Origin of the sequence: Winslowiella arboricola, from assembly GCF_025527015.1 — a bacterium.
GTDB lineage: Bacteria > Pseudomonadota > Gammaproteobacteria > Enterobacterales > Enterobacteriaceae > Erwinia > Erwinia arboricola.
This window is the reverse complement of the sequence record NZ_JAODIM010000039.1, coordinates 183997-207346: the sequence shown is the minus strand read 5'-3', so window position 1 is coordinate 207346 and position 23350 is coordinate 183997. Positions and strand designations below refer to the sequence as shown.

Here is a 23350-nt window from a genome sequence, read left to right as displayed (position 1 = left end):
GAATTATGATGAGCAATATTAACCATAAACTGGCGCTGGCCGTGACGCCTCCCACGCAGGCCGCCGGTATTGTCACCCACTGTTTTCCCGATGGTAGCCTGACGATTGAGAGTGAAGGCCGCGGCTGGCACTGCCTGCGCGCCGCCAGTTGTGTTATCGCGCCACAGGCGGGCGATAAAGTGTTGATCGCCGGAGTAGATAACCAGCTTTGGCTGCTGGCGGTGCTGGAGCGCGCCAATCCGCTCAGCGCTGAGCTGAGCGTGCCGGGCGATCTGCATATCCGCAGCGAGGGCGAACTAAGCCTGAGCAGTGAAGCGCTGCGCGTCAGCGCCAGGCAGGGCGACTGCCATATCAGCGAGATGAAATATAGCGGCGATAAACTTTCCGCGTGGGTGAGTGTGTCACGCATTGTCGGCAAGCGCGCCGAGTCGGTCTGGCAGACGGTGACGCAAATCAGTCACAACCTGCTGCGCACCACACGTAATACCGAACAGGTTCGCGCCGGGCAGCTGGATATGAAAGCGGAAGATTATGCCCGTCTGCACGCACAGAACACGGTGATTACCGCGAAAGCGATCGCTAAGGTCGATTCCGAACAGATTCACATGGGCTAAGGAGACACTATGTTTGCTAACTGCCAGTTGATGGGCATGGATCTTGCGTTCCCGGACGTTTGTCTGACGCCGACGCCTGCACCGGTGCCGATTCCCTATCCGGATATCGCGCTGGGGCCGACGGCGATCCCTAACGCATTGAATATATTGTTTATGGGCATGCCGGCGCATAATATGGCGACCATTACGCCGCTGACTAACGGCGATAACCCGGGTGTCGCCACCGGTGTGGCGTCGGGAACGGTAATGGGGCCTTCGCGCCATCTTACCGGCGCATTTACGGTGTTGCTAAAGGGAACGCCAGCAACACGGCTGACCAGCGTCAGTCTGCAAAACTCCACCAATGCGATCGGGATGCGTATTGTACCCAGCCAGCTTAAAGTGCTGATGCTGGCACCCTGACAGGCCTGCAAGTTTCCCTTACCGCCAGCTCATCTCTTACTATGGACAAAACGTTATGCCTGACCGCATTTCTGTACAGTTACCTGTCGAAGGACTGCTTTTCTGGAAACTTTCCGGCATGGAGGTGGTATCACGCTCCTTTGCGCTGGATGTCGGCCTGCTGAGCACCGATGCGCGCATCGACCGCAAAACGCTGCTCGGCCAGCCCATCACCATCACCATTCCCACTCAGGGTCTGACGGCGGCGCCACGCTATCTCAACGGTAAAATCACCTCGGTCAACGTGCAGAGCACCGAGGCGGATGGCTCGCGCTACGCGATTTATACCCTGAAGATGGAATCGGACCTGTGGCCGATGCAGCGCGACCGCAACCAGCGTATTTTTCAGAACCAGCGGGTGCCGGATATTATCAAAACGGTGCTGAACGAATACGGCGTGCATGTCGAAGATAAGCTGACCGGCGAGTACCGCAGCTGGGAATACTGCGTGCAGTATCAGGAGAACAGCTACGACTTTATCTCGCGCCTGATGGAGCTGGAGGGCATTTACTTCTTCTTCAGTCACGAAGCGGATAAACACACGCTGGTGCTGATGGATTCTGCGGCGGCGCATCAGCCGTATGCAGGCTATGAGGTGATCCCGTATCACACCAGTGAGTCCGGTGGCAGCACCGGTGAAGAAGGGATCGGCAAGTGGACCATCAGCGAACGCGTGACGCCGGGCATCTACAGCATCGACGATTACGACTTCCGCAAACCGAACGCCTGGCTGTTCCAGGCGCGGCAGAACCCGGCTTCACCGTCGCCGGGTCAGATTGATTACTACGAATGGCCTGGACGCTTTGTCGACCACAGCCACGGCGAGTTTTACGCCCGTATCCGTCAGGAAGAGTGGCAGGCAGAGCATCAGCGCATCGACGCCGTGGGTACCGCGCTGGGAATTGTGCCGGGTCGTACCTTTACCCTCGGTCAGCCGCCTTATGCCAGCGACAGCGGCGATTATATGGTAGTGAGTGCGGCCTACACGCTCCAGGAAAACACCTACGCCAGCGGCAGTGGTGAGGAGAGTGTCCATAAAATCAACTTTGTGGTGATCCCGGCGGACACCACCTTCCGCTCGGCGCAGCGCACCGCATGGCCGCGTACCCACGGTCCGCAGACCGCGCGGGTGGTGGGGCCGAAAGGCGAGTCGATCTGGACCGATAAATATGGCCGGGTAAAGGTGAAGTTTCACTGGGATCGCCTGGGCAAGGGCGACGATACCAGCTCCTGCTGGGTGCGCGTCTCCAGCGCCTGGGCCGGTCAGGGCTTCGGCGGCGTACAGATCCCGCGTGTCGGCGATGAGGTGGTGATCGACTTTATTAACGGCGATCCGGACCGTCCGATAATTACCGGCCGCGTGTATAACGAAGCCAGTATGCCGCCGTGGTCGCTGCCCGCCGCCGCGACGCAAATGGGCTTTATGAGCCGCAGTAAAGACGGCACGCCGGACAACGCCAACGCCCTGCGCTTTGAAGATAAAAGCGGTGAGGAGCAGCTGTGGATGCAGGCGGAGCGGAATATGGATGTGAGCGTCAAAAATGACGCCACACAGTCTATCGGCAACAACCACAGCCATTACGTTGGTGTTAATGAGCTTTACCGGGTGGAAACCAACCGTGTGCACGGCGTCAAAGGCGGCGAAGAGCTGTATACCGGCAAAGGCAAAGTGGATGCGGCGGCCGAAACCTATGTGATTGGTTCAGGAACCAAACTGCGCCTGGAATGTGGTGATAGCGCGATTGAGCTAAATGCGAATGGCAAAATCAATCTGATTGGCAAAGAGTTTAATTTCTTTGTCGAGGGCGATGGTTATATCACAACTTCCGGCGGCAAGCTGCATCTGAACACCTCTGGCACCCAGCCGGGAACCAGCGCGCCGGGTGACAGCCATAAAAGCAATATCAGTAAAGCGGTGGAGGGTCTTTTCCCCCCAAAGCAGAAAGCTCAGGCAGCGGCGGCAGCGCCTAAAGCTGTAGTAAAGCCTAAAGGTTCCGCACCAGCGAGCCCTAAAGCAGCTGCACCGTCTGCACCCAAGGTGGCTGCTGCTGCAGTCGCCAGGCAACCCGTCGCAGAAAACGCTAAAAAAAGGCCAGCGCATGTACAGAAGTTTATCGATGATAATCTTGCTGCAGCAAAACAAGTTGAAGCTGACTGGGGTGTTCCCACATCAGTTACGCTGGCACAATCTGCGCAGGAAACAGGATGGGGACAGCATGTTAAAAATAATGCCTGGTTTGGTATTAAAGGAAAATCACCGGTTGGTGGCACCACGACATTTCAAACATCTGAAGTAATTAATGGAAAAAGAATTTCTATTAGTGATAGTTTCAGAGCTTATAAGGATTATGCCGAATCGGCTGATGACTATGGCCGCTTTCTGAACAGCAATCCGAGATATAAGGCTGCTTTTCAGGGGGCTAAAGACGCTAACTCTTTTGTTGATGAGATAGCTAAAGCTGGCTATGCTACCGATCCTAATTATGCCAAGAGTGTTAAGTCTATCATTCGCAGTCAGCATCTGACCGATTTTGATTAAAGGTACCATTAATATGCACAAGATCTCTTTTCGATGGCTGGCTGGTATGGTCTTTTGTTCTTTTTTATTCTCCTTTAATGCTACGGCAATGGCGCAAAGTGTGGAGAATAAACAGAGTGAAAAAGCAGCACAAACAGATGAAGATATTGCTGTTTTAGCCGTACATAAAGCTATCAGAGACAATAAGCTATCATCACTGAGAGACCACTGTTTAGCTTATGATTTTGACGACTCATCAGATAAACAGTATTTTATTATCGATGTGCGTGAAGACAAACGCTATGCAGTTTGTGGTGGCGATCCTGAAACATCTGTTCATTTATTCAGATTTAAAATGGACAGAAAGAATCATACACTTTTGACTGATGCGGGTGCAGCAGATGGCACTTTTCATGCCATCACTCAGTAATATCAGCTAAATGCAGGGGCAATATAAGCGTCGCCTCTGGCTTGTCGATGACGATTTTTCCCGAGGTAAATGGAACTTACTATGTTGGAGAAGTTATTGCAGGCTACTTTTTTGTCAATTCTGGTGATGTCATCACCGGTTTTTTCACAAGAATATGACAATTTAAAGAATTATAGCACCCTTGAAAATGCCGATAAGCTTTTTCAAAATGAAGAAATAACAACAGCAGTCAAAAATTTACTAAAATCACAATACGATGATTTTGCTGGTAATTTCGATGTATTTGGCGAGCCTCATTTATTAAATGACGGAGGGGTATTTGTTGATGGTTGGCTTCAACATTTGCGGCAGGAAAATGCATCAGCGCTGGTAGTGAAGCCGGACGGTAAAATCTACGCTGCCTGGGTAACACCAGACTCTGAAAAAATCATGTATGTCACAAATGACACTGAGGCTAAAAGCATACAGCCTGATATCAATGCATGGGCGAGTGAATTTAAGACCATTTCTTTTCAGGGGAAAGTTTTGCCAAAACCTCTTGCTGATAATGAGTCTAAGGTGAAGTATTTTGAATCACCGAAATTCTCGGTAAAAGTTATACTGTCTTGCGCAGACAGAAGTGTTGCCTGTAATAAAGCGACTTATTTCGGTAAACGTAAGTCTGATGGGGAAACGGTTCGTCTGCTTGGCAAAGTAGTCAGGACGCAATGTGATTCGGCAATTTGCCCGGTCAGTTATTATGAGTTTGAAAATAGAAATACAAAATATAAATATCTTCTGAAAATCACTAGACCTTCATTAGAAGTGAGTATTGATAATAAAACAATGGTAACAGAAAATGGTGTCTGGTCAAATGGCACAGAATAATGTTGCTATCCCTGCTTAAGTATGGGCTGTTAAAAATATGATTCTGTTATGAAAGGCAGGGGCTGATATGATTAAGGTTTTATGCGCTTTGCTTTTTACTATTCCACTGCTGGCCTCAGCTAACGACAGTTGTCAAAACCTGGACAGTAACGCTAATATCAAAGGCGTTCATTTCTCTATCCCAAAATTCAATCAAGGAACGTTTGAAAATGGCGTTATCCTCTAAGCAAGCAGCATTGTCAGGTTTTTTCATTTTAGCTTCAGCACCCCCACTTTCAGTTGCAGCGGCAACGATAGTAAATTCCGCGAGTGCTCAAACCGTGATGGCGGCAGCAGACTTTAGCGTTACGCTTAATCAGCAGCGTTTTTCATTGGGTGATAAGTGGGACGATCAGGCAAAACAACGTGCAGGCGCTCAGATAAGCGAGAGTTTTGTCGGCGATGTGCCGTCAGGTGAAAGCAATTATAAATACTATCAGCATAGTTATGCTGGTTATGAAATTTATACAGCCAACCTGTTCTGGGAAAAAGAACAGCGTGATATTGATAGCTATATTATTGCCCAGATTACGCTTAATGCGCCAGGTATCGCCACATTCCGTGGAGTTTCCGTTGGCGATACACAAAGCGAGCTGGTTAAGAAGTATGGTAATGGAACGATTGATGACAGTGATAACCAACACTGGATTTATTATGATGGTGACGGCAAACGCATCTCTTTTCAGATAGAAAATAATAAGGTTAGCCATATTATGATGGTGTTTAATACTGATTGATGAAATCAACGTTATACTGTTATGAACACCAGAGGCTGATATGATCAAGATTTTAAGCGCTTTGCTTTTTTCTATTCCACTGCTGGCCTCAGCTAACGACTTTTGTCACAACCTGGATAGTAACGCCAATACTCAAGGCGTTCATTTCGATAACACAGAGAATGTGTTTAAGGTGGGTGGAAAAGGGAGGCTGCAATTTTATTCTGCCCCGGATAAACGATGCCTGGTAAAAGGAGAGTTTGTTATTCCCGGTAATAATTTATATGCCTGGGTGGAATATCAAGGTTTCTATAGTGTAATGTATCTTAAGGAGGAGGGTGATCAGGTTACGGGCTGGGTGGAAAAAGACCGGTTGACCGAGACCCATAAGGGTATTGCTCCAAATTATGATGGCGCTTTTCATCCGATTACTCAGTAAGGCACTGCTCGCATAGACTGAAAAATGTCTGGTTAAACTCGCCCGTTGTCTTATAGCTGTCAGTATTACCCGAAGATATATATCACCACCTGTATGTTATTTCTTATTTAATCCTTCAGGTAGCTAACACGCCATCTTTGCTGGCGGTGCTGCCCTTTTAGCAAGAGTCTCCTATGAAATACACCCTCCAGGAAGGTTCATTTTCTCTCTTTCCCGCCCCGTGGCAGGACAGCTCCATGAATATTCTGCGTGATGATGAAAGCGGTCTTTCGCTGGTCGTCACACGTGGTGCAATCCCCGATGGCAGCGATTTTGAAAAAGAGTTTCATCGCCAGTGGGAGATGCTGCGTCCGCAAATGGGGGAAATCAACCAGAGTGAATTTGCGCGTGTAATGACCGGTGCAGATAACAGCCTGCGCGCGGTTGAAGTGGAAACCGCTTTTGTCCGCAACGACCAGTCGTTGTGGCAGAAGCAGCTTGCTGTGCAGCAGCCGGATAAACCGGTGCTGCTGCTGTTTACCCTCTCCGCGTTACGTCCTTTCAGTGAAGAAGACGGACAGCGCTGGAGCGCCCTCAAACAGAGTCTGACGCTGAATAACAACCGGAATGTGTAAGGCATGAGCGACAATAATGCGGCCCGTCAGGGCGATGAGATAATCCACTCCAGTATCTTTGCGGATATCACCAGCCTGGTGGTTGAAGGGGCGGCTTACGCCATGTTGGGTAGCCTTGTAGCAGCTACTGCAACGGTTGCTGCACCGCTGCTTGGCGCGAGCGCTGCCGCCGTCGGGGTGGCAGCCATCGGATCAAGCTGCCTGCTAAGCGGCATCGTTGGCGGCGTGCTGGCCAATGTGGCTGGCATCACTGACGATATCAGCGCGGTGGCGAGTGGCGTGGGTGATATGATTTTCCCCCCCTCCCCGGCAGGTGTCATTATCTCCGGCTCTGATAATGTGCTGACTAACACCCTGCCTGCTGCACGGGCGGCAGGCATGCTCACGCCCGCCGGAACACCCGCGCCGGAACCACAGGAACCGCACAGCTTTGCCGATTATGGCGGAATGCTGCTGGCCGCCGCCGGGCAGTTTGGCAGTGAAATGTGGCAGCCGACAGTCGGTTCTGCGGCGGAAGGCACTTCGCCGCTGGAGCAGGATAAAGTCGCCTGTGAGAAACACTCCGGTCCGCAGTACCTGGCTGAAGGCTCGAAAACGGTGTTTATCAATGGCCAGCCTGCGGTGCGCGCGAAAGATCTCACCACCTGTGAAGCCAAAATATCGGATAAGGTTTCCCCGGATGTGATTATCGGCGGCGAAACGCTCCGGGTACGTGACATTAAAAGCGGCAAGATGGCAGGCCTTAGTGTGGCAATGATTGCCCTGTCGCTGATACGCGGTCGTCCGGGGAAGATCATCAAGAATATGCCCTGTGCGCTGGCTATGGCGGGCGGCGGTATGCTGGCAGATATGGCGGTTAACGCCGTGTTCGCTACCCTGAACCCGGTGCATGCCGCGACGGGCGTGAAAGTTCTGAATGACGGTAACGAACTGGATTTCTCACTGCCGGGCCGCTTTCCGTTGCGCTGGCAGCGCAGCTATAACAGCCTGACAAGTCGTTCAGGACTGTTCGGCACTGGCTGGGCGACGGTATTTGACAGCTACCTGAAGCTGGAAGAGGGTCAGGTGGTATGGTTTGACGATACCGGGCGTGAGCTGAGTTTCACCCTGCCGCCGCCGGATCAGTCGCTGTACAGCCTGAGCGAAGGCATTATTGTGCGCCGTAACGAGAACGGCGATGTGGCGATTGCCGATGATGACGGTGCGATGTGGCGTCTGTTCCGCGCGAATCGGGGCAATCCGCAGCAGCTGCACCTGGCCTCGCTGAGTGATGAATACGGCAATGTGCTGGAGCTGAGCCGGGACGAACAGGGTCGGCTGGTGCGCATCCATGATGAACCGCTGGCGATTGATGTCACCCTGCATTATGAAGATCCCCGCTTCCCTGCGCGGCCGACCGCTGCCAGCCAGTTCGATGGCGACACGCACTGGCCGCTAATGAGCTGGGCTTATGACGCGCGCGGCCAGCTGTCATCGGTCACCGACGCCAGCGGCGTGGTGCTGCGTGAATACCGCTACAACGACGAAGGCCTGATGAGCTGGCACCGTCTGGCGGGCGGGCTGGAAAGCGAGTATCGCTGGCAAAAGTTTGACCACTGGCGCGTGGTGGAGAACCGTACCAGCACCGGTGATGCCTGCCGCATGGATTACGATCTGAACGCCGGACTGACCACCGTCACGCAACAGGACGGTTTAGTACGCAAGCATTTCTGGAATGCACAGGGTCAGATCACCCGTTTTATCGATGAGCGCGGCGAGAGCTGGCTTTACGAATGGGACGATAATGAGCTGCTGACCCGCCGGGTCGATCCGCTGGGTCATGCGATGACCTTTAGCTATGACGATTCGGGCAACCGCGTGCAGGAGACCGACGCTGACGGCAATGCTGCCGCTACCACATGGCTGGCACACCGCGCGCTGCCTGCGGTTGTTACTGGCGCTGACGGCGCTGCCACCCGCTATTACTACGATGAACATCACGGGCTGGCGCGCATTGTTGACGCGCTGGGCCAGACCACGCTGCTGCTGCGTGATGAATATGGTCTGGTGACGGAAGAGATTGATGCGGCGGGCAACAGCCGCCGTATGGAGTACAACGACGCCGGACAGGTGATCCGCGCAACGGACTGTTCCGGGCGCACCACCCGCTATCGCTACCATGCGCTGGGCTGGCTGACCGCCGAAATTAACCCGGAAGGGGAAGAGACCCGCTACCAGTATGACGCCGCCGGACGCCCGCAGCATTTGACCCGCGCGGAGGGCTGGGAAGAGCGGCTAAGCTGGAATGCGCGTGGTCTGCCGCAGATTCATGAGGCCGCCGACGGCAAGCGCAGCGAGTTTCGTTACGATGCCGCCGGACGACTGATCGCCACCCGTAATCCACTGGGTGAAGAGGTGCGGCGCAGCTGGGACAGCCGTGGCAGACTGACCGCGCTGGATAATGAGAACGGTGAAACTTACCGTTTCCGCTGGGGAGCAGATTCGCTGCTGCTGGAAGAGGCCGGGCTGGACGGCGTGGCGACGCGTTACGAGTATGACGCCTGTGGCCGCACCGTAGCGCGTACTTTTGCCGCCGGACATTCTGAAGCCATCACCCACACCTTTGCTTACAGTGCCGCCGGGCAGCTGCTGGCGCGCACCACGCCGGAAGGACGCACGGAGTATGGTTACCACGCAGGCGGCCAGCTGTCGCGTCTCTCCCTGCATCCGCAGCTGGGCGAAAACAGCTGGAGCCGCGAGGCGGAGCAGGAGCTGCGTTTTGAGTATGATGCGCTGGGACACATAACCGGTGAACAGGGAGGACAGGGTTCACTGGCGTGGCAGTACGATGCGCTGGGCAACACCACCTCGCTGGCGCTGCCGGATGGCCGCCAGCTGAAGTCGCTTTATTACGGCAGCGGCCATCTGCTGAGCATTGCGCTGGACAGCCTGCCGGTGAGTGATTTCTCCCGCGATGAACTGCATCGGGAAGTCAGCCGCACCCAGGGACTGCTGACCACCCGCCGCGAGTATGATCGGCTGGGACGTATGCAGCGCCGCGATGTATTCAGCGGCAACACGCAGCGTCCTGCGCCGCGCCGCTGGTCTTCGCGGCTGGATTACGACTACCGCAATAATCTTATTCGCGATGAGCGCGATGACAATCCGTTCAGCCACAGCCGCTGGCAGTACGATGATGCCGGCCGCCTGCTGAGCCAGGACGGCTCACTGCCAAATCAGGAGCAGTGGCGCTGGGATGCGGCGGGCAATCCACTGGAGCGCAATGCCGGTCAGGCCATTCGCCATAACCGGGTGACGCAGCTTAATGGCATCCGCTGGCGCTATGATGTGCATGGACGCACCGTCGAAAAAGACAACGGCCAGATGCGCTGGCATTACCGTTATGACGGTGAGCATCGTCTGACGGAAGTGCTGAGCGAGCCACGCGACCGCAATAAAGCGCGCAGCCTGGTGAGTTTTGCCTACGACCCGCTGGGTCGCCGCATCAGTAAAACCGTCAGCCAGCAATTACAGGGAAAACCGACCGGCAAAAGTGTCACCACCCGTTTTGTCTGGGAAGGCTTCCGTCTGTTGCAGGAAATTCACGGCGATGTGCCGCTGACATACGTTTACAGCGATACAAACAGCTATGAACCGCTGGCGCGTATTGACGGCGTGCAGGACCCGGAAATTTACTGGTTCCACTGCCAGGTCAACGGTATGCCGGAGCGGCTGACCGATGCCGGAGGTAAACTGCGCTGGGAAGGACAGAACAGCGCCTGGGGCAAACTGCTGCGTGAAACGACGTTGCAGGGACCCGGATTTGCGCAGAATCTGCGGATGCAGGGGCAGTACCTGGACAGGGAAACCGGGCTTCACTACAATCTGTTTCGGTATTATGATCCGGACTGTGCGAGGTTTACGCAATCTGATCCTGTGGGAGTTGCGGGTGGACTAAATTTATATGAGTACGCACCGAATGCACTTAATTGGATCGATCCGCTTGGATTAACAAGGCGTTGTAAACCAGACTCGGCAGAGAATGCAGCTGACAGAGCATTGCAGGGTGGTAAACGATCAGGTGCCGCCGCCGAAATCAAAGCAGGTGGTAAGGTTTATACAGGGGTTAGTGGAGATGCGGTTCCTCATAATCGTGATGTTACCGGTGCATTAATGGGGACTCCGGCAAAAGAAAGGGCTCCCTGGCATGGAGGATGTGCAGAAATAGTCTGCCTTGATAAAGCATTAAATGAAGGTGTAAACGTTAAGGGGGCTTCCGTCAAGGCCGTTAATATTGGTATATCTGGCGCTGGTCATAATACACCAAAACCTTTATGTCCTTCATGCCAAAGCGTACTAAAATTCTTTGGAGTAGCGATAAAAGATGAGTAAAAGTATTGATTCAATTATTTGGCCAAAAGATTCAGACGAAGCAATAAAAAAGTATATAACTTTCATGTTGTCGGTTTGTGATTCATTCAATATTAGTTTTAGTAATGGCCCTCACAACCCAATTCGCTTATCCAGTGATTTTATTAAAGGGAATGTTGGTTTCGATGCACTCAACGATGCCAGTCTTTATTGGTGGGATGTTGTTGATCAAAATGGAATAAGAGATTTTACGGATAGCGATGTTTTAAAAGCAAGAATAGCATTGTGTTTCTTAGCGTTAAAAGAAAACGCCTATCCAGAGTTAGGTGAACATTTGTCCTGGTTTATCGAAGTGCTGGGTTTCGCTGGATACGATGTAGATAAAGCTTTAGAGATTTATGATACTTTCTTTGATTTTGAGTGATTGATAATCAATTAGATTTAGCCGGGAGTACTCTCAATGACTCTTCCGGTTTTTTACTTTCATAACCACACTAGTCAGACATCGTCTTCAATATTCGCCGGGTTTCAAAATTTTAGTCAGGAAATGCGAAAGCATTATCCATGATTATTCAGGAAAGTAATACCATGCATTACGATTCGAAAATACGTCAAAATTATAGTCGAAACTGATAGGACGATCTGAAATGAGGGTGTTTTTCGCAGCAGGATCCGATAAGGTTGAGGGGGGAACAAATCTCTACAGTTATGCACCAAACCCACTGAACTGGATCGATCCGCTGGGGCTGAAATGTTCCAGTGCTCCTAAAGACAGAAAAGTTAATCGAACTGTTTATCGGTTTGAAGAGCCTGACAGGATGAGCACGACATGGACAACACACAAGTAGAATATCAAAGCATCGCATAGGTATACAGATGAAGGCTTGGGTGGATTGTATGGCGCAAATTCAAGAAAAACTGCACTGTCTGAAGTAACTCACTGGAACGTAGATCTCTCAAGTCGAGTGTTAATTAGTAAAAACTTACAGTTAAACAATGTACTTGAACTTACTAATTCTGGCGTGAGGGATACATTAGGTGTTTCATTGAATGATATCACTGGTAATAAATACGACATTACCCATCAAATTGGTAGTTGGGTGAAAGAGCAAGGGTATGATGGTATACTTGCACCATCAGCAAGAAACCCTACAGGTTCTAACTTAATATCATTTTTTGGATTCTAGATATGTCTTCTTTAGAACATTATTACGCTGGCGACGAAAAATGGAAAAATTGCGCAGATTTTTATGCTGAGGATTATTTAGATGATAATGCCCGCTTGCTTGCTAAAAAATTAGACGGTAATTTAGACTTAGCAGTTATTATCTATGGAAAAATAGGCCTGAAAGAGGGCTTGTGGTGGGTAGAACGTGAAGTCCCAGCGTTAGAAGGTGTTAAGCCGGTTGATTGCCTTAAAGATCCCGAGCTGCTCAAACGCCTTCGGGAATGTGTAATGCGAATGCCTTAAATATTAAAAAGCCGGAAGCGATCCCAGTGATCCTTCCGGCTTTTTATTTTAGCCGCCCGTCAGGCCAGCGCTGCCCACATCCGCTGAAGGGCGTGATCCAGCTCGACCCGCTGCGCCTTCAGCTGCTGCTCCAGTTCCCTCAGCGGCTTCTCTTCCGGATCGTCGGGGATCAGTACCAGGCAGCGATCCATCACCTTCAGACTGACACCGGTCCCGACATCAAACCCCGCCTCTCTCAGCCACTTACCCGCTATATTAACCTGCGGCGTGCTGCGGTCGCCGCCCTTTGGGCGGTATCCCACAATACAGCGGCGTACCGTTTTGGAAATCCCCTGTCCTGACTTACAATCGTGTTCAGCCATGATCAACTCCTGCTTAGTTGCCTGTGGTGAGCGGGGTTGTTGTGCTGAGAACACTTCAATCCCGCGTTAAATCAGCCTGTTATCTTGCCAGTGCCTGAATATGCTTCTTGGTCAGAAAGGCATCGATCAGCTTCTTAATCACTTCCTTGTCTTCATTCGGCAGCTGCTCCACTTCCTGAAACTGCCGTAGTAACTCCCTGTCTTCAAATCTTGCTTTAGCCGCTTCCGTTGATGCACCTTCAAGTAGGTAGTCGCTGGTCACGCCCAGCACATCAGCCAGACGGCTTAACGTGTCGCTGCCCGGTCTGGACGCGCCGCGCTCAAAGCGGCCAATGTGGGTGTAATGCAGGTCAGCCTGCTTACCCAGCTCCGACTGAGACAGCCCCTTCTGCCTGCGTAGTTCACGTAAACGCTGCGCAAACCCGGTATCAATCACATCCGCCATATCAAGCACTCCGGTCATCATTGCCACATTCAATGCAGCCATGTTGCCGTAATTATCCGTCTTCATCCATGCTCCAGTGCATTGATATGAACTCTGAATGCTTGTCACAATAAAGCCATAAAGCTAGATAATCAAGCATAAATACTTTATATTGATAACAAAACCCAGGCTCAGTAAGTTACCTTGGCTGTGACGTCGAGCCTACGTAGGGAGCACGAACTTGCTCACTATTAACTCAGTGGAGGCTCAGGGACACGGGTAGATCGGAAAATCTCAAAAAACGCATCCATAACAGCCAGGCTCGCGCCCTACATGGCGCGGGGCGCTTTCCTCTTCTGTCCGTTTTCCCTGTGCTTTGAGTCTTCAGCTGGCTGTTCGTGTTCCCGGTGCCTTCAGTGTATGTGGGGCCGGTTCACCGTACTTCGATTTTGTTAGCGATATAAAGCACAAATGCTTTATCTAGAATATTTTAAGGACGTCACCTATGGCACGGATAGCCGAAACGGGGATTACAGCACCTGAACCAGACCGTTCCCTCCGGCTTCCACGCAGCAGGCTGCGTCAGGTCGCCATTATAACGGCCACAAACCCGGAATAGCAGCGGCTGACGCAGACAGGAAAGGTAACGGCGGAGCGGTAGCGTGCCCGGGAAGTCAGCCGCCCCCAGGGACTGCTGACCACCCGCCGCGAGTATGATCGGCTGGGACGTATGCAGCGCCGCGATGTATTCAGCGGCAACACGCAGCGTCCTGCGCCGCGCCGCTGGTCTTCGCGGCTGGATTACGACTACCGCAATAATCTTATTCGCGATGAGCGCGATGACAATCCGTTCAGCCACAGCCGCTGGCAGTACGATGATGCCGGCCGCCTGCTGAGCCAGGACGGCTCACTGCCAAATCAGGAGCAGTGGCGCTGGGATGCGGCGGGCAATCCACTGGAGCGCAATGCCGGTCAGGCCATTCGCCATAACCGGGTGACGCAGCTTAATGGCATCCGCTGGCGCTATGATGTGCATGGACGCACCGTCGAAAAAGACAACGGCCAGATGCGCTGGCATTACCGTTATGACGGTGAGCATCGTCTGACGGAAGTGCTGAGCGAGCCACGCGACCGCAATAAAGCGCGCAGCCTGGTGAGTTTTGCCTACGACCCGCTGGGTCGCCGCATCAGTAAAACCGTCAGCCAGCAATTACAGGGAAAACCGACCGGCAAAAGTGTCACCACCCGTTTTGTCTGGGAAGGCTTCCGTCTGTTGCAGGAAATTCACGGCGATGTGCCGCTGACATACGTTTACAGCGATACAAACAGCTATGAACCGCTGGCGCGTATTGACGGCGTGCAGGACCCGGAAATTTACTGGTTCCACTGCCAGGTCAACGGTATGCCGGAGCGGCTGACCGATGCCGAAGGTAAACTGCGCTGGGAAGGACAGAACAGCGCCTGGGGCAAACTGCTGCGCGAAACGACGTTGCAGGGACCCGGATTTGCGCAGAACCTGCGGATGCAGGGGCAGTACCTGGACAGGGAAACCGGGCTTAACTACAATCTGTTTCGGTATTATGATCCGGACTGTGCACGGTTTACTCAGCAGGATCCGATAGGGCTGGCTGGCGGTATAAATTTATATGCCTACGCTCCAAACCCATTAAGCTGGGTAGATCCACTTGGCCTTAAATGTAAAGGTGGGGATGAGCCAGCACTTGGCCCTCATGGACGATTAAAAAATGATCCGCGCCCCGGACAATCGCACCATCTCAATCAGGATGCTGCTTATCGGGATCTAATCCCTCGGGATAGCGGAGCGGCTATAAAGCTACAAGGGAATGCTTTTACTGAACCGGGGACACCACACTACGAAGCGCATAAGTCGCTGGAAAGCTTCTGGAATCAGTACCGTAAAGGTGGAGCGCTTTATAGAGAAATGCCAACGAACCTTCAATATACGCAAGCTTTGAAACATTCCCTGCAGGCTACTGAAATGTCACCAGCTCAGGTCAATGCGGCGGTGAGATATAGTATACAAAACCGCCTTGAGTATGGAGCACTCGGTGGGGAAAATGTTCCAAGAATTCCCGGCAGGATAAATCAGGTGAAACCATGAAGATTTCAAGATCAGCAGTAGACCGTTTATTAAAAATAAATTGGTTTATAAACATTGGAAAAGTATCAGTGTTGAACAATATAAAACAGGTTGCTAATGAATCTGATTTTATTAAAGAAATAACCAGTGCTGACTGGGAAGATGCCACACTTGAGGCTGGTAATGAGATAACTGGCTATCTTGCAAAAAAACACACTAATGATTATCAGCAATGGAATGTTCTTGTTAGAGAAGCAAAGAAAATAATTGATGCTGAAGTTATCCCTATAGTCAAAGATAAAGGTGTAAGTGAAAATATTATATTAGAAAACATCAAATGGGATTTGGTTAATTTTTTAATGGAAGATGCCTACAAACGGTTTTTAAAAGGTAATCTTTTTTTTGAATCTTTGATAGTGATATATGAGGATGGGCATATTCCATGTGGTTGGGAAGGAACGTGGCCATTGGGTAAGTTGATAATATATTAATTTCTATGTTCTAATTGGTATAAATAATATTCAATTAAAGTTTGAATGAATAAAGTTATTAAGAGCAATTTTAGGTCAGCGTTATTTAAATTAAATATAAGTTGGAAATAATCCTTCCGACTTTTAATTTTTTGGCCGCCCGTAATCAGGATCAGACTGCGGTAGCGCACGGGGCAAAAGTACGCATCGGGATCTTCGTGTTAACGCAATGTAAAAACTGCCAAAAGTCGCCTGTTAAAAGCCAGCTGTATCAGTAAGTTAAGGCCGTTAAAAAGTACGATGGCACCGGAATCGTTCCGATGATCCGATAGGGTTAATGGGGGGAACAAACCTCTACAGTTATGCGCCGAATCCATTAAACTGGGTGGATCCGTTAGGGCTGAGTAAATGTTCTCTTGGTCAAAAGAAAGGTAAGTATTCAGCAGTTAAGCCAGGGCCATTAAGCGATGACCATGCAGGTACATTTGCTGGCGGTAGGTATCAAGAAATAATATTGGCAAAAGATACGGATCTTTATCGAGCAGGTATCTCAACCAGGGAGTATGGTCAATTCTTTAGCGTGGACAAACCTCAGAGTATTATTCAAACTAGGGTTGATAAAGCCGTGCTGCCAAAATGGCCTGACGGTGGGGAATCGGCTTTAGATACTGTATTCAAAATAAGAGTTCCAGCCGGTACTAAAGTCTATGTTGGTGAAGTTGGCTCCCAGGGTGATTTTTATATGGGAGGAACGCAGCAGATCTTTATATATGAGGCTTGGAAAATTCCTGGTATTCAAGTTATAGGTCAGTGGCCATTACTATGATTAGTGAACAAAAAAAGTATTTGAAATCTATTGCTGAATTATTACGTGACAACGGTGAGTATAACTTAGTAAAAACCTTAGATAATCTTTATTCAAGAGCTGATACAGACCCTGATCAGTTTATCGATGATGTAAAAAGGTTATTTGGTGGGATGGGAACGCTAAATGATATAGTGTTCAGTAAAAATGGAAGGCCTCTTATTGAAGAGAATAATAAACTAGAAGAGCTTCGAAGGAAGCTTTATAGCGCGTGCTCTTCATATAAATATATATCGTAGAGATATTTAATTAAGCCGGAAGTGATCTTTAGGATCCTTCCGGCTTTTTTACTTTCATCCGCCCGTCAGGCCAGCACCGCTCCTATCCGCTGAAGGGCATGATCCAGTTCGCTTCGCTGTGCCTTCAGCTGCTGCTCCAGCTCCCTCAGTGGCTTCACTTCCGGATCGTCGGGGATCAGCACCAGGCAGCGATCCATCACCTTCAGGCTGACGCCAGTCCCAACATCAAACCCCGCCTCTCTCAGCCACTTACCCGCTATGTTAACCTGCGGCGTGCTGCGGTCGCCGCCCTTTGGGCGATATCCCACAATACAGCGGCGTACCGTTTTGGAAATCCCTTCCCCTGACTTACAATCGTTTTTAATGGTGACGCAGGCAGGGAAGGCCATGGCGGAGCGGTAGCGTGCGCGCGTCAAAAGTGCATGTCGGGATTCTGGTGTTAACTGGCTGTTAAATATGGCAAAAGCCGCCTCTTAAAAGCCAGTGCTGTCAGTGAGTTAAGGCTGCTAAAAAGTACGATGGCACCGGAATCGTCCCGATGACCCTATTTCCTTTCTGGTGGGATTAATCTTTATCAGTATGCGCCGAATGGATTGAGCTGGATCGATCCGCTGGGATTGCGTTGCAGCGTGATGAGCACCTGGAATGAGTTCCAATCGAAAACTCGTGGGGTGTTCTCAAATAGAGGGAGAGCCGCCCAAGCTTATAAAGCAACCCACGGTAAAAGCAAGCTAGATTTCCCTGATCCTAAAAGTTACTTAGATCCATCACATGTTGAGCAACATTTAGCTATGTTTGATGGCGGAGTATCAAAAATTACATGGGGTGTTAATCGTCCGGAGATAGGTCCACCCGCTGGTCATTTTGTTATGCCGAGAACAGTAGCCGATGATTTGATTACGAAATCAGGTGGAAATATTCCTAAACTGGAAAAACTCTTAGGGTTGACTCCAGGAGAACTAGGTGATTCTCCAGTTAGAATCGATATTTCTAATCCCCAAGGATTGAGAATGCCGACAGGAAGGGAACCCGGTGCCAATGAGTTTTGGCTGCCTGGAGGGAAAACCTCAGGAGGAATTCCAGAAGCAGTAATCAATCAAACACCTGTTGGTGATGCTAGTATTACCAACATTTTAAAAAAGTGAAATTATAAGGATTGATTATGATTAAAGTAATATTTAGTGGTTACGGAATTGATATTGTAGAAAAAAATGGCGAGTTTTTTATAAAATATGATGATGGAGGGTTGGTGAGTAAGGAAATAGAATCAAAAATTACAAAGGAAGAAGCTTTTAAGGCTCAAAATAGTCCAGAAGATGCTTCTGAGGTCATTATTTCCAGCCAGATGAGGGATGGGGTTAATATTCCTCGGGTATGAGTTCTTATCTATATATAACAGATCCTATTTATACTTGGTTATTATCTCCTACGGTCAGGATAGGATAATCTAATGTAATCCTGCTCGGCACTGGCTGAATCGAGGGAGATCGATGCAAAAATGCACGTCGGGATTTTAGGGTTAATTGGCTAATGAAAATAAAAAAAATTGTGTCTAATAAATCATCCATATCAGCCGGTTATAGCACTAAAAAGTACGATAGCACCGCAATCATCCCGATGACCCGATAGGGTTAATGGGGGGACTGAACCAGTATGCTTATGCTTCTAACCCGCTGAACTGGATCGATCCGTTAGGGTTGAGTAGATGTAATGCTCCAAAGGGCTATAAAGCTGGTGACGTAGATCCACATGGAAATTTATCCCCCGGAGTAAATCGCGCCCCAGGGCACACAAATAGTAAAGCTGATGGTTTTGTTCAAAGTCACCATCCTATTCAGGATGCATGGGCCAAGAAACGAATCGACGGATATCAAAGAAACTCTGCCCCGGCTACATTATTGAAATCAGCTTCCGGTAGTCCTCATGCAGGAATTAGTGCTGCTCAACGAGCACGACGCGCTTCACCTGGTGGATGGGATAACACTCTGAAGCAAGAATTTAATGTTAGTTATAAAGAAATGCTTGATGCAGGCGTCCCTAAAGGACAGGCTCAGAAATCCGTTAGTGATGCATATAAATATTTTGATGGAATCAGAGAAAGCAATATAGGTAACCCGTTCTTTGATATTTAATTGACCATCACAAAAGTAAAGAGGTAACTGCTTGTGTCTAAAGATGAAATAGTAAAAGAGTTAGAAGGTATAGAGAAAAGTCTTGGTATAAATTTACCTGGTGCATACAAGAAGTTTTTATCTGAAGAAGTGCAAGATGCAGAGTCTTATGAAATAGAAAATAAAAATGGCGATCCTGTATACATATTTAATTACAAGGACATAGTAGAGAGAAATAAAACGTATACAATACAAGAAGTTGAGCCTGATTATTTTCTAATAGGGCAGGATGGTGACCTTGGTTACTTTATCTGCTCAAAAGATAACAGTGATAAAATTTACAGCTTAGATCTTGGTGCACTTGGTAGTCTGGATATGGACGAAGAAGCAAAAGATCTATATGAATTACGAGCATAGATATTTTTAAACTATGTCTATAAAGCCGGAAGCGATCCCCAGGATCCTTCCGGATTTTTATATTTATCTTAAAATTCTCGGGAGCAGACAAAACAATCCCCCTGACCGTCGCCGCATGCCCAGTTTCTCGCCTTACTAAACAGATGCGCTGGTATCATCGTGTTGCCGCCTCCATCTCATAATATATTTTAGTTCAGTTATCGCCACTCTAAACGATTTATGCAGAACCGGTAGGTTACCAGGGAAAACCTTATCTTGGTAGCCAGAACGTACTTCAAACATTTTTTTGTAAGCCTGGTGATTAAGTGGTGTGAATGTCTCGGATAGTTGGTCATTAAGGTGATGTTATGTATAACAATGTAACAGCTAAAAAATTATTGCATGAATTTGAAAGATTAAAATTAATCCTCATAAAATATAATGAAAACAACTGGGTAAGAGGTGTTGAGCTTGTTATAGAAAAGCTTGAATGGTCTTTTAGTGAAAAATGTAATGAACCATATGCTTTCTATCTGGATGCTTGTAATACATGGAAGGCAATGGATAGGGTAAATGGTTCTTTTTCAGATTATTACATTTGGCATGATGATTTCAATGAGAGAGTTCGTCTTAACGAGCTTTTAGATTCTATAAAAAATCACATATGGGATATTGTTATCAAAATCTAAAAATAACGTCTCTTGCTCCAAGCTCTGGACATCCATACAACACCTTTAGGATCACATTAGCGCTAAATAGATGTAAAAATGTGTTGTTATTTAATGCTAAATCGGGCACTGTCACTCCGACAGGATTAAAGATTATCTAATAATATAAAATAATTATTGCGCATATGAAAATGAAAACCATACTCAAGGCAGTTGCAAAGATACAAAACGCGATAGATAAGCTTGAGGAAGTAATTCTGATAAAGGATATAAAAGTTTTATCTGTAAGTTCTGTATCGCAATTATCTAAATTCAAAGAGACTTTTTCTATCGTATTGAAAGTGATAAAATCAGGTAATATTCCTCCAAAAAATGAAAGGATTTTAGGTATCACAAAGATTATAGTTGATCAGTGGCCTTATGACATAGAGCTAGGGGGTATTATTATAGATGCAGAAGAAGCATATAGAGAAATATAATTAGATAAATTCGTGGCCGATCCCCATGACTCTTGTTTTTTTCTTTTAACCGCTTACTTAGACTAGCATAAAATGAAAATTTCTGGAAAAGTTGTATGTCCGCCTATAGACGCTTTGGTCTCTTTGCTCAAAAAAAATGGTTTCCGAGTTATCGATAAAGGCATGAGAGATTATCATTTTAATGAAGTATTTATTAAGATGAAATCACCTTTACCTGATAAATTACCTGTAATTAATATTAGCAACATACAGAATATTAAGTCGGGTGTTTATGCATGCCAGTGTCACTGGTCAACGGTTTATCTTGATACTGTAACAGATAACGAATGTTTTAATGGTGGCACCGCACTTTAGATATCGTAGTCTGTCCAAAACCTACGGATGCGCGAAGGGGCAATGATGCTACATAACGGTAATGCATTTTAATTGGCAGTGAATGATAAATTTATATCATTAGATTACAATAGTGGATGAAGGGTTATGAATCTGGAAGAAATCAGCGATAATATATGTAATGAATTAATTAAGTCTTCTTATATTGATCAAGCTGACGATATTAAAAGATTAATGATAAAAGTATTAACATTAGATGTAAGTGATCTTATCAGAAATGCAGCTATAGATAGTTTAATATCACGCTGCCACCCTAAATGGCTTGGGGATTGTTATATTAAAAATATTACTTATAAAGAATGGAGTGATCTTGTCACTAAATTCAATAATAAACTAAATAAAGAAAAACAAATGAAGGCTGGAAGCAATCCAAAAAACCAATCATAATTTTTTTCGGCCAGGATCACTCAACCCGCGTCGATCCAGATGCTAACCGCCGCTGTACTGATATAGTCAATTGCGGTCAGTAGCCCCACCTATACGTTAATGTTTTGACGATTAATATAGGAGACTTGCATGCTGAATAATATGTTAGTTACGATTCTGGAGCATAAAAGGATTGTAGTCGAATTAAGAGGAGATATTGATGGCATCATGCTGTTGAATCTTGGTTTTTTTAAAAAAGGAATATATTATCTTGCTAATTTTGATAGCGAAAAAGAGCAGCTTCTCTTAGTTGAAAAATTGGCCGCTATTGGTGCGTTATTTTCTTATGGTCATGGTTGGGCGCCATCTCAGGTGATGGAATACTTAAAGGAACAAGGGAAAATAAACTTCCCATATAAAGAGATTTCGTGGCGTGCACCGGGTGATTACATAATAAGAGATAAATAATAACGCCGGAAGCGATCCCCTGGATCCCCCCGGCCTTTTAACCACCTGTAATCGAGATCAGACCACCCGCCTCAACCCCTGCTACTCTCTACTGCACCCCCGGCTCCCAGGTCGCGACATCCTGCGCATCAATACGCTTCGGCAGAAGCTTTGCATCAAAGAACGCATCTGCAATTTTCTGCTGTTCCGCCAGATCGCTTTTTTTCACCGGCTCAATCTGATAGCTGCGGTGGGAGTTGGCTTGCTCAACGGTTGCTACCGGCAGCTTACCCCATAGTGGTGACAAGATTTTGGCGGCATCGGTTGGGTTGGCTTTTAGCCACGCAGCTTCTTTATTTAACGCGTTATACACAGTGTTCAGGATCTGCGGATGCGCTTTGGCAAAAGGTGTCGATACCAGATAATAACGCTGATAGCTCGCCAGGCCATTGCCGCTTGCCAGCACACGCGTGTGTTTTGCCACTGTCGAACTGGTGACAAAGGGTTCCCAGGTGACCCAGGCCGCAACGCTACCGTTCTCCAGCGCTGCGCGACCGTCTGCGGGGGTCAGCCACGCGGGCGTGATATCGCTGAAGTTCAGTCCGGCCTTTTTCAGCGCGGCAATCAACAGATAATGACTGCCCGCCGCTTTGGTTACGGCGATTTTTTTCCCTTTCAAATCTTGTAGCGTTTTGATCGGCGAATCGGTTGGAACCAGAATCGCCTGCGCATCAGGCGACGGCGTTTCACGCGCGTAGTAAGTCAGACTGGCGCCAGCTGCCTGGGCAAATACCGGTACGGTGTCAGCGACGTCAGCAGAGAGGTCAACGTTATTCAGGTTGAGCGCTTCCAGCAGCGGCAATCCGCTGGAGAACTCGTGCCAGCTTACTTCCACACCCTGCGCGGCCAGCGCTTTGTCCAGATCGCCGCGCTGCTTGATTAGTGTCAGCAGCGTGGAAGATTTCTGGTAGCCGATACGTAAGGTTTCATCTGCGGCGTGAGTCGGTAAAGATAAAAGGGCTGTGAGTATCAGCGCACTGCCCGGCAATAAGCGAAAGGGTTTCATGGGCGTTCCTGGTGAGTGGATTATCTGGTGATAATAAAAGCACAGCAGAAACTCGCTAAACGCCATTTTCTTCGTAGCTTTGCCGGGAAGAGGAAAAGGATGGTCGCCTGCTGTTGATAAGTCTGTTTCAAAACTGAGAGATGCGAGCTAACTGATTGCATTTACTTACCAGCCAGTTTCTTTGTTACTTGTTTGCGCCAGGCAGCTGCTGATGCTTCGACGAATTCATCCGAAAGAACTTCACCGCGATCTGCCTGGGCAATCCCGGCCTGTACCTGTTCCCGGAACCATGCATCATGCTGGCGCTGAACAGTCTCGCGCATAAAGTCGCGGATAAGCTGAGGGCCATTGCGGTCCATCGCTTTTGCCGTTTCCGTAACAGCAGCCTTCAGTTCGGTGTCGATTTGTAAATTCAGGGTTGTTAGTGTCATATGTTCCTCGTTGTTTCGCTGAATCTATATGGT

29 protein-coding genes and 1 pseudogene are annotated in these 23350 nt (G+C 48.6%); 25 read left to right on the top strand and 5 right to left on the bottom strand.

Features of this window, described 5'->3' with window-relative positions:
* Positions 1-8: 8 nt before the first annotated feature.
* From N5923_RS08915 to N5923_RS08855, 13 genes are all read left to right on the top strand, one after another.
* Positions 9-614, top strand: a complete 606-nt coding sequence (locus N5923_RS08915) for a DUF3540 domain-containing protein (protein WP_267141198.1) — start codon at positions 9-11, stop codon at positions 612-614.
* Between the two features lie 9 nt (positions 615-623).
* Positions 624-1016 carry a DUF4150 domain-containing protein gene (locus tag N5923_RS08910; RefSeq protein WP_267141149.1) on the top strand — a complete coding sequence of 131 codons (393 nt, stop codon included), beginning with the start codon at positions 624-626 and terminating at the stop codon, positions 1014-1016.
* 55 nt (positions 1017-1071) lie between these two features.
* Positions 1072-3594 carry a type VI secretion system tip protein TssI/VgrG gene (tssI, locus tag N5923_RS08905; RefSeq protein ID WP_267141150.1) on the top strand — a complete coding sequence of 841 codons (2523 nt, stop codon included), beginning with the start codon at positions 1072-1074 and terminating at the stop codon, positions 3592-3594.
* Between the two features lie 13 nt (positions 3595-3607).
* A complete protein-coding gene (locus tag N5923_RS08900) occupies positions 3608-4003 on the top strand; it encodes a hypothetical protein (RefSeq protein WP_267141151.1) in 396 nt (131 codons plus the stop codon).
* Positions 4004-4084: 81 nt separating this feature from the next.
* Positions 4085-4870 carry a hypothetical protein gene (locus N5923_RS08895; RefSeq protein ID WP_267141152.1) on the top strand — a complete coding sequence of 262 codons (786 nt, stop codon included), beginning with the start codon at positions 4085-4087 and terminating at the stop codon, positions 4868-4870.
* Between the two features lie 67 nt (positions 4871-4937).
* Positions 4938-5096: a hypothetical protein gene (locus tag N5923_RS08890; RefSeq protein WP_267141153.1), complete on the top strand. Its 159-nt coding sequence runs from the start codon at positions 4938-4940 to the stop codon at positions 5094-5096.
* Positions 5080-5646: a hypothetical protein gene (locus tag N5923_RS08885; protein WP_267141154.1), complete on the top strand. Its 567-nt coding sequence runs from the start codon at positions 5080-5082 to the stop codon at positions 5644-5646. The genes N5923_RS08890 and N5923_RS08885 overlap by 17 nt, the downstream gene beginning before the upstream one ends.
* Positions 5647-5686: 40 nt before the next feature.
* On the top strand, positions 5687-6064 hold the full coding sequence (locus N5923_RS08880; RefSeq protein ID WP_267141155.1) for a hypothetical protein: 378 nt from the start codon (positions 5687-5689) through the stop codon (positions 6062-6064).
* Positions 6065-6237: 173 nt separating this feature from the next.
* On the top strand, positions 6238-6678 hold the full coding sequence (locus tag N5923_RS08875) for a DcrB-related protein (protein WP_267141156.1): 441 nt from the start codon (positions 6238-6240) through the stop codon (positions 6676-6678).
* 3 nt (positions 6679-6681) lie between these two features.
* The gene (locus N5923_RS08870; protein WP_267141157.1) at positions 6682-11049 is read left to right on the top strand and encodes an RHS repeat-associated core domain-containing protein; all 4368 of its coding nucleotides are present in this window, start codon (positions 6682-6684) and stop codon (positions 11047-11049) included.
* A complete protein-coding gene (locus tag N5923_RS08865) occupies positions 11042-11452 on the top strand; it encodes a hypothetical protein (protein ID WP_267141158.1) in 411 nt (136 codons plus the stop codon). The genes N5923_RS08870 and N5923_RS08865 overlap by 8 nt, the downstream gene beginning before the upstream one ends.
* A gap of 427 nt (positions 11453-11879) precedes the next feature.
* Complete coding sequence (locus N5923_RS08860) at positions 11880-12215, top strand: RES family NAD+ phosphorylase (RefSeq protein WP_267141199.1); 336 nt, start codon at positions 11880-11882, stop codon at positions 12213-12215.
* Positions 12216-12217: 2 nt separating this feature from the next.
* Positions 12218-12499 carry a hypothetical protein gene (locus tag N5923_RS08855; protein WP_267141159.1) on the top strand — a complete coding sequence of 94 codons (282 nt, stop codon included), beginning with the start codon at positions 12218-12220 and terminating at the stop codon, positions 12497-12499.
* 59 nt (positions 12500-12558) lie between these two features.
* Here N5923_RS08855 and N5923_RS08850 read toward each other — a convergent pair whose 3' ends face one another.
* Together N5923_RS08850 and N5923_RS08845 are read right to left on the bottom strand one after the other, a co-directional pair.
* The gene (locus N5923_RS08850; protein ID WP_267141160.1) at positions 12559-12861 is read right to left on the bottom strand and encodes a SymE family type I addiction module toxin; all 303 of its coding nucleotides are present in this window, start codon (positions 12859-12861) and stop codon (positions 12559-12561) included.
* 79 nt (positions 12862-12940) lie between these two features.
* On the bottom strand, positions 12941-13372 hold the full coding sequence (locus tag N5923_RS08845) for a helix-turn-helix domain-containing protein (RefSeq protein WP_267141161.1): 432 nt from the start codon (positions 13370-13372) through the stop codon (positions 12941-12943).
* Between the two features lie 580 nt (positions 13373-13952).
* Between N5923_RS08845 and N5923_RS08840 the strand changes: the two are divergent.
* The 4 genes and pseudogenes from N5923_RS08840 to N5923_RS08825 form a co-directional block, all read left to right on the top strand.
* Positions 13953-14985 (top strand): annotated as a pseudogene (locus N5923_RS08840) (RHS repeat domain-containing protein); the annotation flags it as partial.
* Positions 14986-15403: 418 nt separating this feature from the next.
* Positions 15404-15877, top strand: a complete 474-nt coding sequence (locus N5923_RS08835; RefSeq protein ID WP_267141162.1) for a hypothetical protein — start codon at positions 15404-15406, stop codon at positions 15875-15877.
* 316 nt (positions 15878-16193) lie between these two features.
* Complete coding sequence (locus N5923_RS08830; RefSeq protein ID WP_407704418.1) at positions 16194-16682, top strand: RHS repeat-associated core domain-containing protein; 489 nt, start codon at positions 16194-16196, stop codon at positions 16680-16682.
* Positions 16679-16960: a DUF6966 domain-containing protein gene (locus N5923_RS08825; RefSeq protein WP_267141163.1), complete on the top strand. Its 282-nt coding sequence runs from the start codon at positions 16679-16681 to the stop codon at positions 16958-16960. The genes N5923_RS08830 and N5923_RS08825 overlap by 4 nt, the downstream gene beginning before the upstream one ends.
* Positions 16961-17025: 65 nt before the next feature.
* On the opposite strand, the gene N5923_RS08820 is transcribed toward N5923_RS08825, so the two are convergent.
* Positions 17026-17349, bottom strand: a complete 324-nt coding sequence (locus N5923_RS08820) for a SymE family type I addiction module toxin (protein WP_267141201.1) — start codon at positions 17347-17349, stop codon at positions 17026-17028.
* Positions 17350-17592: 243 nt separating this feature from the next.
* On the opposite strand from N5923_RS08820, the gene N5923_RS08815 reads away from it, so the two are divergent.
* From N5923_RS08815 to N5923_RS08780, 8 genes are all read left to right on the top strand, one after another.
* On the top strand, positions 17593-18105 hold the full coding sequence (locus N5923_RS08815; RefSeq protein WP_267141164.1) for a hypothetical protein: 513 nt from the start codon (positions 17593-17595) through the stop codon (positions 18103-18105).
* 17 nt (positions 18106-18122) lie between these two features.
* Positions 18123-18338, top strand: a complete 216-nt coding sequence (locus tag N5923_RS08810; RefSeq protein WP_267141165.1) for a hypothetical protein — start codon at positions 18123-18125, stop codon at positions 18336-18338.
* Positions 18339-18594: 256 nt separating this feature from the next.
* Positions 18595-19092, top strand: a complete 498-nt coding sequence (locus tag N5923_RS08805) for a Rhs family protein (protein WP_267141166.1) — start codon at positions 18595-18597, stop codon at positions 19090-19092.
* A 33-nt stretch (positions 19093-19125) separates the two neighbouring features.
* Positions 19126-19488: an SMI1/KNR4 family protein gene (locus N5923_RS08800; protein ID WP_267141167.1), complete on the top strand. Its 363-nt coding sequence runs from the start codon at positions 19126-19128 to the stop codon at positions 19486-19488.
* Between the two features lie 347 nt (positions 19489-19835).
* Positions 19836-20156 carry a hypothetical protein gene (locus tag N5923_RS08795; protein ID WP_267141168.1) on the top strand — a complete coding sequence of 107 codons (321 nt, stop codon included), beginning with the start codon at positions 19836-19838 and terminating at the stop codon, positions 20154-20156.
* Positions 20157-20326: 170 nt separating this feature from the next.
* Positions 20327-20614 (top strand): hypothetical protein, encoded by a 288-nt coding sequence (locus N5923_RS08790; protein ID WP_267141169.1) that lies wholly within the window; start codon positions 20327-20329, stop codon positions 20612-20614.
* A gap of 480 nt (positions 20615-21094) precedes the next feature.
* Entirely contained in the window at positions 21095-21394 is a 300-nt protein-coding gene (locus tag N5923_RS08785) for a hypothetical protein (RefSeq protein WP_267141171.1), read from the top strand.
* A gap of 129 nt (positions 21395-21523) precedes the next feature.
* Positions 21524-21841 (top strand): hypothetical protein, encoded by a 318-nt coding sequence (locus N5923_RS08780; RefSeq protein ID WP_267141172.1) that lies wholly within the window; start codon positions 21524-21526, stop codon positions 21839-21841.
* 88 nt (positions 21842-21929) lie between these two features.
* On the opposite strand, the gene N5923_RS08775 is transcribed toward N5923_RS08780, so the two are convergent.
* Together N5923_RS08775 and N5923_RS08770 are read right to left on the bottom strand one after the other, a co-directional pair.
* The gene (locus N5923_RS08775; RefSeq protein ID WP_267141173.1) at positions 21930-22886 is read right to left on the bottom strand and encodes an aliphatic sulfonate ABC transporter substrate-binding protein; all 957 of its coding nucleotides are present in this window, start codon (positions 22884-22886) and stop codon (positions 21930-21932) included.
* Between the two features lie 161 nt (positions 22887-23047).
* Complete coding sequence (locus tag N5923_RS08770) at positions 23048-23317, bottom strand: CopG family ribbon-helix-helix protein (RefSeq protein WP_267141174.1); 270 nt, start codon at positions 23315-23317, stop codon at positions 23048-23050.
* Positions 23318-23350 lie beyond the last annotated feature (33 nt).

What these genes read in the sequence shown, in the direction of transcription:
- N5923_RS08880 (WP_267141155.1), top strand. Translation starts at nt 5,687, where the DNA reads ATGATCAAGATTTTAAGCGCTTTGCTTTTTTCTATTCCACTGCTGGCC.
- N5923_RS08915 (WP_267141198.1), top strand. Translation starts at nt 9, where the DNA reads ATGAGCAATATTAACCATAAACTGGCGCTGGCCGTGACGCCTCCCACG.
- N5923_RS08825 (WP_267141163.1), top strand. Translation starts at nt 16,679, where the DNA reads ATGATTAGTGAACAAAAAAAGTATTTGAAATCTATTGCTGAATTATTA.
- N5923_RS08855 (WP_267141159.1), top strand. Translation starts at nt 12,218, where the DNA reads ATGTCTTCTTTAGAACATTATTACGCTGGCGACGAAAAATGGAAAAAT.
- N5923_RS08870 (WP_267141157.1), top strand. Translation starts at nt 6,682, where the DNA reads ATGAGCGACAATAATGCGGCCCGTCAGGGCGATGAGATAATCCACTCC.
- N5923_RS08890 (WP_267141153.1), top strand. Translation starts at nt 4,938, where the DNA reads ATGATTAAGGTTTTATGCGCTTTGCTTTTTACTATTCCACTGCTGGCC.
- N5923_RS08785 (WP_267141171.1), top strand. Translation starts at nt 21,095, where the DNA reads ATGAATCTGGAAGAAATCAGCGATAATATATGTAATGAATTAATTAAG.
- N5923_RS08815 (WP_267141164.1), top strand. Translation starts at nt 17,593, where the DNA reads ATGAGCACCTGGAATGAGTTCCAATCGAAAACTCGTGGGGTGTTCTCA.
- N5923_RS08770 (WP_267141174.1), bottom strand. Translation starts at nt 23,317, where the DNA reads ATGACACTAACAACCCTGAATTTACAAATCGACACCGAACTGAAGGCT.
- N5923_RS08780 (WP_267141172.1), top strand. Translation starts at nt 21,524, where the DNA reads ATGCTGAATAATATGTTAGTTACGATTCTGGAGCATAAAAGGATTGTA.
- N5923_RS08865 (WP_267141158.1), top strand. Translation starts at nt 11,042, where the DNA reads ATGAGTAAAAGTATTGATTCAATTATTTGGCCAAAAGATTCAGACGAA.
- N5923_RS08845 (WP_267141161.1), bottom strand. Translation starts at nt 13,372, where the DNA reads ATGAAGACGGATAATTACGGCAACATGGCTGCATTGAATGTGGCAATG.
- N5923_RS08895 (WP_267141152.1), top strand. Translation starts at nt 4,085, where the DNA reads ATGTTGGAGAAGTTATTGCAGGCTACTTTTTTGTCAATTCTGGTGATG.
- N5923_RS08850 (WP_267141160.1), bottom strand. Translation starts at nt 12,861, where the DNA reads ATGGCTGAACACGATTGTAAGTCAGGACAGGGGATTTCCAAAACGGTA.
- N5923_RS08795 (WP_267141168.1), top strand. Translation starts at nt 19,836, where the DNA reads ATGTATAACAATGTAACAGCTAAAAAATTATTGCATGAATTTGAAAGA.
- N5923_RS08910 (WP_267141149.1), top strand. Translation starts at nt 624, where the DNA reads ATGTTTGCTAACTGCCAGTTGATGGGCATGGATCTTGCGTTCCCGGAC.
- N5923_RS08820 (WP_267141201.1), bottom strand. Translation starts at nt 17,349, where the DNA reads ATGGCCTTCCCTGCCTGCGTCACCATTAAAAACGATTGTAAGTCAGGG.
- N5923_RS08830 (WP_407704418.1), top strand. Translation starts at nt 16,194, where the DNA reads ATGGGGGGAACAAACCTCTACAGTTATGCGCCGAATCCATTAAACTGG.
- N5923_RS08835 (WP_267141162.1), top strand. Translation starts at nt 15,404, where the DNA reads ATGAAGATTTCAAGATCAGCAGTAGACCGTTTATTAAAAATAAATTGG.
- N5923_RS08900 (WP_267141151.1), top strand. Translation starts at nt 3,608, where the DNA reads ATGCACAAGATCTCTTTTCGATGGCTGGCTGGTATGGTCTTTTGTTCT.
- N5923_RS08775 (WP_267141173.1), bottom strand. Translation starts at nt 22,886, where the DNA reads ATGAAACCCTTTCGCTTATTGCCGGGCAGTGCGCTGATACTCACAGCC.
- N5923_RS08875 (WP_267141156.1), top strand. Translation starts at nt 6,238, where the DNA reads ATGAAATACACCCTCCAGGAAGGTTCATTTTCTCTCTTTCCCGCCCCG.
- N5923_RS08885 (WP_267141154.1), top strand. Translation starts at nt 5,080, where the DNA reads ATGGCGTTATCCTCTAAGCAAGCAGCATTGTCAGGTTTTTTCATTTTA.
- N5923_RS08810 (WP_267141165.1), top strand. Translation starts at nt 18,123, where the DNA reads ATGATTAAAGTAATATTTAGTGGTTACGGAATTGATATTGTAGAAAAA.
- N5923_RS08805 (WP_267141166.1), top strand. Translation starts at nt 18,595, where the DNA reads ATGGGGGGACTGAACCAGTATGCTTATGCTTCTAACCCGCTGAACTGG.
- tssI (WP_267141150.1), top strand. Translation starts at nt 1,072, where the DNA reads ATGCCTGACCGCATTTCTGTACAGTTACCTGTCGAAGGACTGCTTTTC.
- N5923_RS08790 (WP_267141169.1), top strand. Translation starts at nt 20,327, where the DNA reads ATGAAAACCATACTCAAGGCAGTTGCAAAGATACAAAACGCGATAGAT.